At 73.7% G+C, this 14,264-nt stretch carries 10 protein-coding genes, 1 tRNA gene and 1 pseudogene; 7 read left to right on the top strand and 5 right to left on the bottom strand.

The features are described 5' to 3' along the window. The first annotated feature begins 183 nt into the window (after nt 1-183). Both J2S41_RS03665 and J2S41_RS03670 read left to right on the top strand, forming a co-directional pair. Nucleotides 184-957, top strand: coding sequence for a pectate lyase (locus tag J2S41_RS03665; RefSeq protein WP_310363023.1), 774 nt, complete (start codon nt 184-186; stop codon nt 955-957). Between the two features lie 120 nt (nt 958-1,077). Further along, nucleotides 1,078-2,001: pseudogene (locus tag J2S41_RS03670) on the top strand (M28 family metallopeptidase); the annotation flags it as partial. A gap of 5 nt (nt 2,002-2,006) precedes the next feature. On the opposite strand, the gene J2S41_RS03675 reads toward J2S41_RS03670, so the two are convergent. Then, nucleotides 2,007-2,510: a pyridoxamine 5'-phosphate oxidase family protein gene (locus tag J2S41_RS03675; RefSeq protein ID WP_310363026.1), complete on the bottom strand. Its 504-nt coding sequence runs from the start codon at nt 2,508-2,510 to the stop codon at nt 2,007-2,009. 95 nt (nt 2,511-2,605) lie between these two features. On the opposite strand from J2S41_RS03675, the gene fdh reads away from it, so the two are divergent. The 4 genes from fdh to J2S41_RS03695 all read left to right on the top strand — a co-directional run bounded on the left by fdh (nt 2,606) and on the right by J2S41_RS03695 (nt 8,951). Further along, nucleotides 2,606-5,866, top strand: coding sequence for a formate dehydrogenase (gene fdh / locus J2S41_RS03680; protein WP_310363028.1), 3,261 nt, complete (start codon nt 2,606-2,608; stop codon nt 5,864-5,866). Beyond that, entirely contained in the window at nt 5,867-6,772 is a 906-nt protein-coding gene (locus J2S41_RS03685) for a 4Fe-4S dicluster domain-containing protein (RefSeq protein WP_310363032.1), read from the top strand. A gap of 146 nt (nt 6,773-6,918) precedes the next feature. Further along, nucleotides 6,919-7,875 (top strand): NrfD/PsrC family molybdoenzyme membrane anchor subunit, encoded by a 957-nt coding sequence (gene nrfD / locus J2S41_RS03690; protein ID WP_310376268.1) that lies wholly within the window; start codon nt 6,919-6,921, stop codon nt 7,873-7,875. After that, nucleotides 7,872-8,951, top strand: coding sequence for a Gfo/Idh/MocA family oxidoreductase (locus J2S41_RS03695; protein WP_310363035.1), 1,080 nt, complete (start codon nt 7,872-7,874; stop codon nt 8,949-8,951). The genes nrfD and J2S41_RS03695 overlap by 4 nt, the downstream gene beginning before the upstream one ends. A 3-nt stretch (nt 8,952-8,954) precedes the next feature. Here the strand turns inward: J2S41_RS03695 and J2S41_RS03700 are convergent, their stop codons facing one another. Both J2S41_RS03700 and selD read right to left on the bottom strand, forming a co-directional pair. Next, the gene (locus tag J2S41_RS03700) at nt 8,955-9,668 is read right to left on the bottom strand and encodes a DUF2382 domain-containing protein (RefSeq protein WP_310363038.1); all 714 of its coding nucleotides are present in this window, start codon (nt 9,666-9,668) and stop codon (nt 8,955-8,957) included. A 126-nt stretch (nt 9,669-9,794) separates the two neighbouring features. Beyond that, nucleotides 9,795-10,805, bottom strand: coding sequence for a selenide, water dikinase SelD (gene selD / locus J2S41_RS03705; protein WP_310363041.1), 1,011 nt, complete (start codon nt 10,803-10,805; stop codon nt 9,795-9,797). A gap of 186 nt (nt 10,806-10,991) precedes the next feature. Between selD and J2S41_RS03710 the strand changes: the two genes are divergently transcribed. Continuing rightward, nucleotides 10,992-11,085, top strand: a tRNA-Sec gene (locus J2S41_RS03710). Here the strand turns inward: J2S41_RS03710 and selB are convergent. Beyond that, nucleotides 11,086-12,837, bottom strand: a complete 1,752-nt coding sequence (gene selB, locus J2S41_RS03715) for a selenocysteine-specific translation elongation factor (RefSeq protein WP_310363044.1) — start codon at nt 12,835-12,837, stop codon at nt 11,086-11,088. Further along, a complete protein-coding gene (selA, locus tag J2S41_RS03720; RefSeq protein WP_310363048.1) occupies nt 12,825-14,102 on the bottom strand; it encodes an L-seryl-tRNA(Sec) selenium transferase in 1,278 nt (425 codons plus the stop codon). The genes selB and selA overlap by 13 nt, the downstream gene beginning before the upstream one ends. Between the last annotated feature and the right edge of the window lie 162 nt (nt 14,103-14,264).

Genomic DNA, 14,264 nt, shown 5'->3' on the forward strand with positions numbered 1-14,264 from the left:
TCTGCCGGCGTCGCGGCCCGCGCCGCCGTGCCTGCATGGCGGATTCGGGGCTTATGGGGCCTTTAGGGGTTGCTTAATTTTCTGCGGTGGTCAAACCGGGTCGAGACTCGCCGCGTGCGCATGGGCAGGGCCGCCCGCCCCCGGGACCAGGGCGGCCGGCGAACGCGACAGGAAGGCTTGATCATGACAGGTGCTGTACGGCGGAAGCTGATCATCGCGGCCGTGGCCGTGCTGGGAGCCGGAGCCGCGGTGGCGACCACGACGCTGGCGTCCGCGGAGACGCCGCCCGCCACCGGGGAGCGGGTGGTGACCGAGTCGATCGAGGTCGACGGCGTGTTCGACGGGGCCGGTCAACGGTTCATCGGCGGTGGTGACCTCGGTGGCGGTGGGCAGGAGGAGGGACAGGACCCGCTGTTTCGGCTGGCCGACGGCGCCACGCTGGAGAACGTGATCCTCGGCGATCCGGCCGCGGACGGCGTGCACTGCGCCGGCAGTTGCACGCTGCGGAACGTCTTCTGGGAGAACGTGGGGGAGGACGCGGCCACGTTCCGCGGTACGAACGCGACCGTGGTGATCGACGGCGGCAGTGCGGCGGGCGCGGACGACAAGGTCTTCCAGGACAACCGCGGCGCCGGTGGGTCGGTCACGATCCGGAACTTCGAGGTGTCCGGCTTCGGCAAGCTCTACCGGTCGTGCGGCAACTGTTCCACGCAGGCCGCGCGCACCGTCACCATGGAGAACATCACCGTGACCGCGCCGGGTGACACGCTCGCCGGCGTCAACGCGAACCTGGGCGACCGGCTCACCGTCGACGGTGTCACGATCATCGGGGACGCGGACGAGGAGATCTCGCTCTGCGACCTGTTCGAGGGCAACGACACCGGCGACGAGCCGGTGAAGATCGGCGAGGGCCCGGACGGCGAGACGTGCGTGGTGACCGGCGTCGTGCGGCGGTGACGGAAACCAGCGGCATCTGAAGGATCGACGTCCGACTATTGAAACGTTCCCCGGGGTGTAGGGAGCCTGATCACGGCCGCGTCCCTACACCCCCGGGGAGACCCCGTGCTGATCCACGCGCTGAGCGCCGCCCTCCTGCTCGTCACGTCGGCGCCGGTGGTCGCGGCCCCGCCCGCGGCGCCGGACATCCCGCTGTCCGCGGTGAAGGCGCACCTGGCCGAGTTCCAGTCGATCGCCACCGCCAACGGGGGCAACCGGGCGCACGGCCGGCCGGGCTTCCTCGCCTCGATCACGTATGTGAAGGGCCGGCTGGACGCGGCCGGTTACACCACGGTCGTGCAGTCGTTCACGTACGGCGGCGCCACCGGCTACAACCTGATCGCGGACTGGCCGGGCGGCGACCCCGACGACGTGCTGATGGTCGGCGCGCACCTGGACAGCGTGGCCGCGGGACCGGGCATCAACGACAACGGCAGCGGTTCCGCCGCGATCCTGGAGACCGCGCTCGCGGTCGCCGCGCAGGGCCTCGTGCCCGGCCGTCACCTGCGTTTCGCCTGGTGGGGCGCGGAGGAGCAGGGGCTGCGCGGCTCCACGCACTATGTGAGCACGCTGCCGGCGGCGGCGCGGGCGCAGATCACGGGCTATCTCAACTTCGACATGGTGGGCTCGCCGAACGCGGGCTACTTCGTCTACGACGGCGACAACTCCGACGGTACGGGTGCCGGTCCCGGCCCGGCCGGGTCCGCGGAGATCGAGGCGGTGATCGAGGGCTACTTCGCCGGCATCGGCGTACCCACGCGGGGCACTGACTTCGACGGGCGCAGCGACTACGGCCCGTTCATCGCGCGCGGCATCCCCGCGGGTGGCACGTTCACCGGGGCGGAGGGCGCGAAGACCAGCGCGCAGGCGGCGCTCTGGGGCGGCACCGCGGGTGCCCGCTTCGACCCGTGCTATCACGCGCGGTGCGACACCACGAGCAACATCGACGACGTCGCGCTGGACCGGAACGCGGACGCGGTCGCCCACGCGGTCTGGACGCTCGCCGGAGCTCAGAACGTGTAGCGGGTCTGCGAGTACGGCGCCTTGGTGAACGCGAGGATCTTGACCGGGGTCAGCGCGTAGACCGGCGCCACGGTGCCCTGCGCGGGATCGGTGAACGCGCCGCCCCGCACCTCGAACGTCCAGTCCAGCTTGGACCGCCACAGCGCGGCCAACTCGCCCAGCAGCTCCTCGTCCCGGGTGATCGCGGCGGTGCCCTCGATCACCAGGTCAATCCCCGCACGGTACGTGCTGGTGCCCGTGGTGAGCGCGCACGACGGGTGAACGGCGAGGTTGACCGCCTTCTGCTCGTGCGCGCCGGTGCAGAAGTGGGCGCGGCCGTCCACCCACATCGCGGGCAGCGGTGCCACGTGCGGGCGGCCGTCCGCCCGGACCGTGGAGAGCCAGAACATCTCGGACTCGACCAGCACGCGCTCGGCCTCGGACCAGGGCAGCGCGGACGAGCCGGGCTCGCTGAACTCGGCGACGTGGGTGACGGTAGGTGTCATGGTCATGGTCTTACCGGACGGGTATGACATTTCGTGTCCCGAAAGGGTGGTTGCGCGGCGATCATCGGGGTAGACAGGAGGTCGAGGGAGGTGAGCGCGCCATGGGAGTCAAGACCTTCATCGAGGGGTGGCCGGTGTGGCGGCAGCTCACCGGCACCGATCCGCTCGGCCGCGGGCTCGCCGCGCAGTCGTCGCGCTCCAAGAGCCTGACCGCGCGCACCGAGACCGCCGACTCCGTGGCGAAGTCCGTCTGCCCGTACTGTGCGGTCGGCTGTGGCCAGCGCGTCTACGTCAAGGACGGCGCGGTCACCCAGATCGAGGGCGACCCGGACAGCCCGATCTCCCGCGGCCGCCTCTGCCCGAAGGGCTCGGCCAGCAAGAGCCTGGTGACGAACCCGGACCGGGTGCGGACCGTGCTCTACCGCCGGCCGTACGGCACGGACTGGGAGGAGCTCGACCTCGACACGGCGATGGAGATGATCGCCGACCGGGTCGTGGCCGCGCGCGAGCGGACCTGGGAGGACGCGGACGCCGACGGCCGCCCGCTGCACCGCACGCTCGGCATCGCGAGCCTGGGCGGCGCCACGCTGGACAACGAAGAGAACTATCTGATCAAGAAGCTCTTCACCGCGATGGGCGCCATCCAGATCGAGAACCAGGCGCGCATTTGACACTCCGCCACCGTTCCCGGTCTGGGAACTTCTTTCGGCCGTGGCGGGGCCACCGGGTTCCAGCAGGACCTGGCCAACGCGGACTGCATCATCATCCAGGGTTCCAACATGGCCGAGGCACACCCGGTCGGGTTCCAGTGGGTGATGGAGGCGAAGAGGCGCGGCGCGACGATCATCCACGTCGACCCGCGGTTCACCCGGACCAGCGCGCTGGCGCACAAGCACGTGCCGATCCGGGCCGGTGCGGACATCGCGTTCCTCGGCGGCGTCGTCAACTACATCCTGGAGAACGAGCTCGACTTCCGGGAGTACGTGCTGGCGTACACGAACGCGGCCACCATCGTCTCCGACGACTTCCGTGACACCGAGGACCTGGACGGGCTGTTCTCCGGGTACGACCCGGAGAACAACGTCTACGACCAGACCAGCTGGAACTACGCCGGCCACCAGGCGCGCACGCACGACAGCGAGCAGGAGTCGCACACGCAGCGGGAGACCGCGGCCGGGCTCCAGCAGGAGTCGCACGGCCCGCCGGTGCCGGCACAGACGCGCCGGGACGAGTCGCTCCAGGACCCGCGCTGCGTCTACCAGATCCTGAAGCGGCACTTCGCGCGCTACACGCCGGAGGTCGTCGAGGGCCTCACCGGCGTACCCGCGCGGGAGTTCCTGAAGGTCTGCGAGGCCTGGACGCGCAACTCCGGCCGGGAGCGGACCACGGCGCTGGTCTACTCCGTCGGCTGGACCCAGCACAGCGTGGGCGTGCAGTACATCCGGACCGGCGCGATCATCCAGCTGCTGCTCGGCAACATGGGGCGGCCGGGCGGCGGCATCATGGCGCTGCGCGGTCACGCCAGCATCCAGGGGTCCACCGACATCCCGACGCTGTTCAACCTGCTCCCCGGCTACCTGCCGATGCCGACCGTGGGCCAGCACGACACGTTCGACGACTGGATCGACAGCATCCGGCACCCGGGCCAGAAGGGCTTCTGGGCGAACGCGCGCGCCTACGCGGTCAACCTGCTCAAGGCGTACTGGGGCGACGCGGCCACGCCGGAGAACGATTTCGGGTACGGATGGCTGCCCCGGCTCAGCGGCGACCACGGCACGTACCAGCAGGTCCTGAACATGATCGACGGGAAGGTCAAGGGTTACTTCCTGCTCGGGCAGAACCCCGCGGTCGGGTCGGCGCACGGCAAGGCGCAGCGGCTCGGCATGGCCAACCTGGACTGGCTGGTCGTCCGCGACCTCTACATGATCGAGAGCGCCACGTTCTGGAAGAACGGGCCGGAGGTGGAGACCGGGGAGATCACGCCGGAGAGCTGCAAGACCGAGGTGTTCTTCATGCCGGCCGCCAGCCACGTGGAGAAGGAGGGCACGTTCACCCAGACGCAGCGCCTGCTCCAGTGGCGCGAGAAGGCGGTCGAGCCGCCCCAGGACTGCCGCTCCGAGCTGTGGTTCTTCTACCACCTCGGCCGCATGATCCGCGAGCGGCTGGCCGGCTCCGAACTGCCGCGCGACCGCGCGGTGCTGGACCTGGCCTGGGACTACCCCGAGCACGGCGCGCACCGGGAGCCGAGCGCGGAGGACGTGCTCAAGGAGATCAACGGGTACGAAGTGGCGAGCGGCCGCCCGCTCTCCTCGTTCACCGAGATGCGCGACGACGGCAGCACGCTCGGCGGCTGCTGGATCTACACCGGCGTGTACAAGGACGGCGTCAACCAGGCCGCCCGCCGCAAGCCGCGCGGCGAGCAGGACCACGTGGCCGCGGAGTGGGGCTGGGCCTGGCCGGCGAACCGGCGCACGCTCTACAACCGCGCGTCCGCCGATCCCGACGGGCGGCCGTGGAGCGCGCGCAAGGCCTACGTCTGGTGGGACGAGGACAAAGGCGAGTGGACCGGGCACGACGTGCCCGACTTCGAGAAGACGAAGCCGCCGTCCTACCGCCCGCCGGAGGACGCGAGCGGCGTCGACGCGATCGCCGGCGACGACGCGTTCATCATGCAGGGCGACGGGAAGGGCTGGCTGTACGTGCCGAGCGGGCTGATCGACGGCCCGATGCCGACGCACTACGAGCCGGCCGAGTCGCTGATCCGCAACCCGCTCTACGGCCAGCAGGCGAACCCGACCCGGAAGATCTACCGGCGCGCGGACAATCAGATCAACCCGAGCCCGCCGGAGGCGCACAGCGAGGTCTTCCCGTACGTGTTCACCGTCAGCCGGCTCACCGAGCACCACACCGCCGGCGGCATGAGCCGCACGCTGCCGTACCTCGCGGAGCTGCAGCCCGGCCTGTTCGTCGAGGTGTCCCCGCAGCTCGCCGGCGAGCTGGGCCTGCGGCATCTGGACTGGGCGCACCTGGTCACCGGCCGGTCCGCGGTCGAGGCGCGGGTGTTCGTCACCGACCGGCTGCGGCCGCTGCGCGTCGAGGGCCGCACGGTGCACCAGATCTGGCTGCCGTACCACTTCGGCGCCAACGGCGTGGTCACCGGCGACTCCACGAACGACCTCTTCGGCATCACGCTGGACCCGAACACGCTCATCCAGGAAAGCAAGATCGGCACATGCGACCTGGTGCCCGGGCGGCGCCCTACGGGTAAGGCACTGCTGGAGTACGTGGCGTCGTACCGGCGCCGCGCGGGCCTGACCGACGACCACGTGACGCCGATCGCCACCACCGGGGAGGACGACTAGATGGGCAGCCTGTACGGTCCGCTGGACCCGGCGCCCGACGCCGGGTACGTGGACGCGCCGCCCCGGATGGGCTTCTTCACCGACACCAGCGTCTGCATCGGCTGCAAGGCGTGCGAGGTCGCCTGCAAGGAGTGGAACGGCGTACCCGCGGACGGGTTCGACCTGCTCGGCCAGTCCTTCGACAACACCGGCGGGCTGTCGGCGAACTCGTGGCGTGCCGTCCACTTCGTCGAGCAGCCGATGCCGGCCTCGGTGAGCGCGGTGGACACGCCGGTCAAGGCGCCGGCCGTGTCGCTGGGCATGCCGGGCATCGGGCCGCCGCCCGGCGAGACGCGGCCGGACTTCCGCTGGCTGATGATGTCCAACGTGTGCAAGCACTGCACGCACGCGGGCTGCCTGGACGTGTGCCCGACCGGCGCGCTGTTCCGTACCGAGTTCGGCACGGTCGTGGTGCAGGAGGACATCTGCAACGGCTGCGGCTACTGCATCCCGGCCTGCCCGTACGGCGTGGTCGACCAGCGCAAGGACGACGGCCGCGCCTGGAAGTGCACGCTCTGCTACGACCGGGTCGGCGACGGCCTGACGCCCGCCTGCGCGCAGGCCTGCCCGACCGAGTCCATCCAGTACGGTGAGTTGTCCGAGCTGCGCGAGCGCGCGGCGCAGCGGGTGGACGCGCTGCGGGCGGCGGGCGAGACCACGGCACGGCTCTACGGGCACGACGAGAACGACGGCGTGGGCGGCGACGGCGCGTTCTTCCTGCTGCTCGACGAGCCCGAGGTGTACGGTCTGCCGCCGGACCCGGTCGTCACCACGCGCGATCTCCCGGCGATGTGGAAGCGGGCCGGGCTGGCGGCGCTGGCGATGGCCGGAGCGGCGATAGTGGCGTTCGCGGGGCGGTCACGGTGAGCGTCTTCGAGACCCCGGAGCGGGACGCCGCGGCGCCGGGCGTCGGCAAGGGCGGCCAGGACGTGGACCGGCGGGCCGAGCGCGACGTGGCGGACCGGCCGAAGCGCTCCGGGTCCCGGTCGCGGTCGCGGTCGCGCGAAGAGATCATGGTGCCCGAGGCGGAGTTCCGCTCGTACTACAACCGGCCGATCGTCAAGGCGCCGGTCTGGACGCACGAGATCGCGGCGTACCTGTTCACCGGCGGACTCGCGGCCGGGTCCGCGCTGCTCGGCGCCGGCGGCGACCTCACCGGGCGGCCCGCGCTGCGCCGCGCCGGCCGGATCGCCGCGCTCGGCGCGCTCGGCGCCAGCACGTACTTCCTGATCGCGGACCTCGGCCGGCCCGAGCGCTTCCACCACATGCTGCGCATCGCCAAGCCGACCTCGCCGATGTCGATGGGCACCTGGATCCTCTCCGCGTTCGGCGGCGCGGCCGGCGTGGCCGCCGCGGCCGAGATCGCGCCCGCGGTGCTGCCCGAGCGCGGCCCGCTCGGCCTGCTGCGCCGCGCCATGCCGCTGACCGGCCGGGCGTCCGGGCTGGCCGCCGCCGCGGCCGCGCCCGCGCTGGCCACCTACACGGCGGTGCTGCTGGCGGACACGGCCACGCCGTCCTGGCACGAGGCGTACCCGGAATTGCCGTTCGTGTTCGGCGGCAGCGCGCTCGCCAGCGGTGCCGCGGTCGGGCTGATCGCCGCGCCGGTGGAGCAGAACCGGCCGGCGGTACGGCTCGCGGTCGCCGGCGCGGTGCTGGAACAGGCGGCGGCGCACCGGGTCGAGCACGGGATGGGGCTGCTCAGCGAGCCGTACCGGCAGGGCCGGGCCGGCCGGCTGCTGCGGCTGAGCCGGGTGCTGACCATCGCGGGCGCGGCCGGCGCGGTGCTCGGCCGCCGCAGCCGGGTGATCTCCGCGCTCTCCGGAGCGGCGCTGCTGGCGGCCTCCGCGGCGACCCGGTTCGGGATCTTCGACGGCGGCGTGGCCTCGGCGAAGGACCCGAAGTACACGGTCATCCCGCAGCGCGCCCGGCTCGCCGCCCGCGAAGCGGCGGCCGCCGACGACGCGTCTTGACCACCACGTACGCGCTGGTCGGCTTCGGCTTCCGCGCCGCCACGCTGCATCGCGTCGCCACCGCGCTGGACGGCCTGCGCTGCGTGGGCGCGGTCGTGCGCACGCCGCGCCCGCTGCCCGTACCCAGGTACGACTCGCTCGGCGCGTGCCTGCGCGACGCGCGGCCCGGCCTCGTGATCACCGCGGTGCCGTGGGACCGGAACCCGGACGTGATCCGCGAGTGCGTGGCGCACGGCGTGCCGGTGCTGGCCGAGACGCCGCCCGCGCCGGACCTGCCGGCGCTGCGCGCACTCTGGGCCGACGTGGGCGGCAGCGGGCTGGTGCAGGTCGCGGAGCAGTACCCGCTGATGCCCACGCACGCGGCGCGCGCCGCCGCGGTCCGTACCGGCATCATCGGCGCGCCGACCCAGGTCCAGGTGTCGTCCACGCAGCTCTACCACGCGGTCGCGCTGATCCGCGGCCTGCTCGGCGCCGGGCACGATGCCGCGACGGTACGGGCCGGCCGCACCGAGGCGCCGCTGCTGCACCCGCTGGACCGCGCCGGATGGACCGGCGAGACCACGCCACGCCCGGCCGTCACCACGATCGCCATGCTCGACTTCGGCGCCGGCCGGTCCGCGCTCTACGACTTCACCACCGGGCAGACCCGCAACCTGCTGCGCTTCCGCCGGCTGCTGATCCGCGGTACGCACGGCGAGCTGCACGACGACGAGATCGTGCACCCGACCGGCCCGCGCGGGCTGGCCCGGACGCCGCTGACCCGCCGGCAGAGCGGCCACGAACTGGACCTGAACGGCTTCGACACGGAGTCGATCACGCTGGGCACCGAGGTGCTGTGGACCAACCCGTACCCGGGCCGCCGCTGGAACGACGACGAGATCGCCACCGCCGCGCTGCTGGACGCCACCGCGGCCTGGGTGCGCGGCGCGGGCCCGCCGCCGTACCCGCTGGCCGAGGCCGCCCAGGACCACCTGATCGGGCTGGCCATCGAGGAGGCCGCGGCGGCGGACCGCCCGGTCACCACGAGCGCGGAGGCCTGGTCGGGGATGCCGTCCTCCGGCACCCCCGACTCCTAGCGGTCAGCGCCGGCGGTCCGGCAGGTCGGCCTCGATGCGCTCCTTGCGGACGCGCCCACCGACCGTCTCCTCGTCCTGGACGGTCTCGGTGCCGAGGCGCACCCGCTCCACCGGGACCGCCTCCTTGCTCACCACGGGCCGTTCCGCGTGCAGCGTCACCTCGTGCTCGGCCTCGCTGATGTCCGGGCCGGCGTAGGCGTCGTCCCGGTTCGCGTCCGTGATCGGCTCGCGCTCCAGGCGCACCTCCTCCCGCTGCACCGGCACGGTGGTCCGGACCTCCTCGGTGACCACGTACTTGCGCAGCCGGGCCTTGCCGGTCGTCTGCCGCTCCGTACCGACCTGGAGCCGTTCCTCGGACCGGGTCATGGCCTTGTCGCCGCGGTGCCGGCCGCCGTTGGCGAAGCCGGCGTAGTAGGAGTACAGGCGCTGCACCTCGGTCTGGTCGAGCGGCTCGTCGCCGTCGTTCTCCACCCGCGGCGCCTGCTTGATCGTCGACTTGTCGAACGGCACGTGCAGCTCGTCACCGCGCAGTTCGGCCGGGCCGAGCGGGATCAGCGTGTCCCGCAGGCCGAACAGGCCGGTGCGCACGCTGATCCACTCCGCGCCGGTCCCGTCCGCCCCGGTCCACACCTGACCCACGGTTCCCACCCGGTCGCCGTCGCGGTCGAAGACGGTACGGCCGGGCAGGGACTGCCAGTGCTCGGACGTGATGCTCATGGTTCCTCCTCGTGCCCTTGCTTGTCGCTTCCCTTGTGTCCTCGCGGACGAAGCGAGTGGTACCCGGGTCACGGAGAGCGATGTGTACGGACACGAAAGGTGACATGAGTGAGCGGATCGTTCATGTCAGCGGACGATCAGCGTGCGACCCTCCCGGTCCGCCGCGCGCAGCTCGCCGATCACCGGGTGCCCGGGGAGCTCGCCCGCGACCAGCAGGCCGCCGGAGGTCTGCGCGTCCGCGAGCAGCAGCAACTCGCCCTCGTCCACGCCGTCCGCGTCCAGGTGCGGGCGCACCCAGTCCAGGTTGCGCCGGGTGCCGCCGCTGACGAAGCCGTCCGCGAGCGCGGACCGCGCACCGTCCAGGTAGGGCACGGCCGACGCGTCCACGAACGCGGTCACGCCGCTCGCCCGGGCCAGCTTGTGCAGGTGGCCGAGCAGCCCGAAGCCGGTCACGTCGGTGGCCGCCACCGCGCCCGCCGCCACCGCCGCCTCGGCCGCGTCCCGGTTCAGCGCGGTCATCGCGGCCACCGCGTGCGGGAACCGCTCGCCGGTCGCCTTGTGCCGGCTGTTCAGCACGCCGATGCCGAGCGGCTTGGTCAGCGTCAGCGGCACGCCCGGCCGCCCCGCGTCGTTGCGCAGCAGCCGCCCCGGGTCGACCAGGCCGGTGACGGCCATGCCGTACTTGGGCTCCGGATCGTCCACGCTGTGCCCGCCGGCCACCGGGCAGCCCGCCTCCCGCGCCACGTCCAGCCCGCCGCGCAGCACCTCTCCCGCCAGCTCCAGCGGCAGCCGATCCCGCGGCCAGGCCAGCAGATTGATCGCCACGATCGGGGTGCCACCCATCGCGTACACGTCGGACAGCGCGTTCGCCGCCGCGATCCGCCCCCAGTCGTACGCGTCGTCCACCACCGGCGTGAAGAAGTCCGCCGTCGACACCACCGCCCGGTCCGCCCCGATCCGCACCACCGCGGCATCGTCCCCGTCGTCCAGCCCCACGATCAGCTCCCGCTCCGCGGGCGACGGCGTGCCCCGCAGCCCCGCGACCACCGCCTCCAACTCCCCGGGCGGGATCTTGCAGGCACAGCCGCCCCCGTGCGCATACCCGGTGAGCCGTATCGCCGTCTCGCTAGCAGTCATGCCGGGCTCCCGGCCGCGCTGCGGTCGCGTGGTGGTCGGCGCTGCGCTGATGATTCGTTCGCAAGCTCACTCATGCCGGGCTCCCGGCTGTGGTGCGGTTGCGTGGTGGTCGGCGCTGCGCTGATGATTCGTTCGCAAGCTCACTCATGCCGTCGACTCTCCCACGCACCTTGCTAGGCTGCCCGGGAAGGCGATCGAGTGGCTGGTGCCCTCCCCGATCTTCAAAATCGGTGTGACCGAGGATCTCGGTCAGGCGGGTTCGATTCCCGTCCGCCTTCGCTCACGTGAGTTCGCGGGTGTTGTCCGGCAGGCGGCGGGTGAGGCCGGTGCGGTCGAGCAGTTCGAGCAGCGGGACGGCCACGCGGCGGGAGCAGCCGAGGGTCTGGCGGGCCTCGCTGACCGTGAACGGGTGGCCGAGCGTGGCGAGCCGCCGGGCCGCCTCCTCGGGTGCGCCCGGGAGCAGGAAGACGCCGTCGGCCACGCGGAGGAGCAGGCCGGCGCGGACGGCGGCGGCGGCCTCGCGGCGGCCGAGGCCGAGGTCGGCCAGGCGGGCGGCCTCGGGGGCGGCGAACGGGGTGTCGCGCAGGTCGTCGCGGACGGCGGCGACCATGCGGGCCAGCGCGGGTGGCACGGCGGACGCGGTGGCGGTGACCACGCGGCCGTCGCGGTAGGACAGCGGGGGAGTGACCAGCGCCTCCACCAGCGCGATGTCCGGCAGGCCGAGGCGGTGGCGCAGCGCCTCGGCGGGGGCGCCGGGCTCCAGCGGGTGTTCCTTCGCGTACGTGGTGGCCGCGTCCACCAGCCGGGCGCGCAGCGCGGACCAGTGTGCGGGGTCGGCCAGCCAGTCGCCGCTGACCGGGGTGACCGTGACCGGCACGCCCATCCGGAGCAGGTCGCCGCGCCGGATGAGGCCGCGGCGGCGCAGCTCGTCGTGCTCGTCCGGCACGCCGGTCATGGTGGCCAGCACGGCGCCGCGGGCCGCACCGGCGCCGCGCCGGCCGAGCGCGGGCGGGGCCACGTCCAGGATGGTCGCGCCGCCCAGGATTCGGGGGCCGGCGCGGCCGGGGTCGCGCAGCAGCATCCGGTCGCCGAGGCGGAGCGGCAGCGGGCGGGCGAGCCGGAGCCGGAGCGTGTCCGCGCCGAGCGGGCGGACGCGGGCCACCACGGCGGCGGAGCCGACGTGGACGGTGACGGTCGGTGGCAGGTCCGCGGCGGGTACGCCGTCGAGGCGCAGGTCGAGCTCGTCGGTGGCGGCGTACGCGCCGGGCGTGAGCAGCACCGTGCCGCGTCCGGCCGCGTCCCGGTCGGTGCCGCGCAGGTTGACGGCGACACGCGCGACCGGGCCGATCCGCTCGGCGGTCTCGCCGAGCGACTGGAGCCCGCGGACCCGGACCGGGCGGCCGTCCAGCTCAAGTTCGTCGCCGACGCGCAGCCGCCCGGCGCCGAGCGTGCCGGTGACCACGGTGCCGGCGCCGCGTACCGTGAAGACGCGGTCGACCCAGAGCCGTACCGGCGCGGTGTCGTCCGGCGCGGGCAGCGACGTGACCAGGTCGTCCAGCGCCCGGCGCAGCTCCGGCAGCCCGTCGCCGGTCACCGCGCTCACCGCCACCGCCGGTACGTCGCCGAGCGTGGACCGGGCGATCCGCTCCCGCGCCGCGGCCAGCACCTGGCCGGGCGGCGCCAGGTCAGCGCGGGTCACGCAGAGCAGCCCGTGCCGGACGCCGAGCGCGTCCAGCGCGGCCAGGTGCTCCTCCGACTGCGGCATCCATCCGCCGTCCGCGGCCACCACCAGCATCGCGGCCGGAACCGGGCCGATGCCGGCCAGCATGTTCGGCACGAAGCGTTCGTGGCCGGGTACGTCCACGAACGCCACGGTCTCGCCGGACGGCAGCCCGGTCCAGGCGAACCCGAGGTCGATGGTCATGCCACGGCGGCGCTCCTCGGCCCACCGGTCCGGTTCCATCCCGGTCAGCGCGCGGACCAGCGTGGACTTGCCGTGGTCCACGTGCCCGGCGGTCGCTATGACGTGCATGCCGCGTGCAGCTCCCGATCGCGGTCCGCCGGTACGCAGCGCAGGTCCAGCAGCAGCCGCCCGCGCTCCACCCGTCCGAGCACGGCCGGGTCGCCGAGCCGCAGCCGCCGCGCGTAAGCCTCGGGCAGCGACACCGCCCACGACGGCAGCGTGCGCCCCGGCGCGCCACCGCCGCCCACGACCGCGTCGGTCGCGGCCGGGACCGCGTCGATCCCGTCCGCGCGCAGTCCCGCGGCCAGCGCCTCCGCGCGCGCCCGCAGCGCCTCCGGGTCCTCGTCCAGCGCGGCCGGCACCGGCGCGGTCCCGCCGCGCAGTGTCGCCTCCAGCGCGGCCAGCGTCAGCTTGTCCACCCGCAGCGCGCGCGCCAGCGGATGCCGCCGCAGCCGCTCCACGATGTCCGCGTCGCCGAGCAGCAGCCCCGCCTGCGGCCCGCCGAGCAGCTTGTCACCGCTCGCGGTCACCAGCATGGCGCCGGCGGCCAGCGCGGACGCCGCGTCCGGCTCGTCCGGCAGCACCGGATGCGGTGCCAGCAGCCCGGACCCGATGTCCACCACCACCGGAGTCCCCAGACCGGCCAGATCATCAACGGGTACGGCGGAGGTGAACCCGGACACCACGAAGTTCGACGGATGCACCTTGAGGACGAACCCGGTGTCCGGCCCGATCGCGCCCGCGTAGTCGGCCCGGGTGGTCCGATTGGTGGTCCCCACCTCGCGCAGCCGCGCACCGGTGCTGACCAGCAGATCCGGCAGCCGGAACCCGTCGCCGATCTCGACCATCTCGCCGCGGCTGACCACGATCTCCCGCCCGGCGGCCAGCGCGGTCGCGGCCAGCACCAGCGCGGCGGCGCCGTTGTTGACCACGTGCACGCCACCGGCGCCCGGCACCGCCGCGGCGAGTGCCGCCATCGCGGTCCGCCCGCGCCGTGCCCGCCGGCCGTCCGCCAGGTCGAGCTCCACGTCCGTGTACCCGGCCGCGTCCACCACCGCGTCCACCGCGGCGGCCGACAGCGGCGCGCGCCCCAGGTTCGTGTGCACGATGACGCCGGTCGCGTTGATCACGGGCCGCATGCCGGCGTCCGGCAGCGCCGCCACCGCCGCCGCGACCACGTCCTCCGGCGCGATCTCCCCGCCGCGCGCCCGCTGCTGCGCCGCCACCACCGCGGCCTTCACCGGCCCCCGCCCCAGCCGCGCGGCGGCGCTCACCAGCCGCGGGTCCGCGAGCGCCAGATCGGTCCGCGGAATCCGCCGCCGGAAGTCGGTCACCCCCCGACCGTAGTCCAGCCCGACCCACCCCGCCGCACGACCACCGCGCCCGGCCGGCCGGTCCGGCGGGTGTGCGGAACCCACCGCGGAACCGGCAGGGAGGAGCGCCAGCGACGACCGGTGCCCGCGGGAGCATGCGGGAATCGGCCACGCCGGAAGCGG

Origin of the sequence: Catenuloplanes atrovinosus (genome assembly GCF_031458235.1) — a bacterium.
GTDB classification, from domain to species: Bacteria; Actinomycetota; Actinomycetes; order Mycobacteriales; family Micromonosporaceae; genus Catenuloplanes; species Catenuloplanes atrovinosus.

What these genes read in the sequence shown, in the direction of transcription:
- J2S41_RS03665 (WP_310363023.1), top strand. Translation starts at nt 184, where the DNA reads ATGACAGGTGCTGTACGGCGGAAGCTGATCATCGCGGCCGTGGCCGTG.
- J2S41_RS03675 (WP_310363026.1), bottom strand. Translation starts at nt 2,510, where the DNA reads ATGACCATGACACCTACCGTCACCCACGTCGCCGAGTTCAGCGAGCCC.
- J2S41_RS03685 (WP_310363032.1), top strand. Translation starts at nt 5,867, where the DNA reads ATGGGCAGCCTGTACGGTCCGCTGGACCCGGCGCCCGACGCCGGGTAC.
- nrfD (WP_310376268.1), top strand. Translation starts at nt 6,919, where the DNA reads ATGGTGCCCGAGGCGGAGTTCCGCTCGTACTACAACCGGCCGATCGTC.
- J2S41_RS03700 (WP_310363038.1), bottom strand. Translation starts at nt 9,668, where the DNA reads ATGAGCATCACGTCCGAGCACTGGCAGTCCCTGCCCGGCCGTACCGTC.
- selD (WP_310363041.1), bottom strand. Translation starts at nt 10,805, where the DNA reads ATGACTGCTAGCGAGACGGCGATACGGCTCACCGGGTATGCGCACGGG.
- selB (WP_310363044.1), bottom strand. Translation starts at nt 12,837, where the DNA reads ATGCACGTCATAGCGACCGCCGGGCACGTGGACCACGGCAAGTCCACG.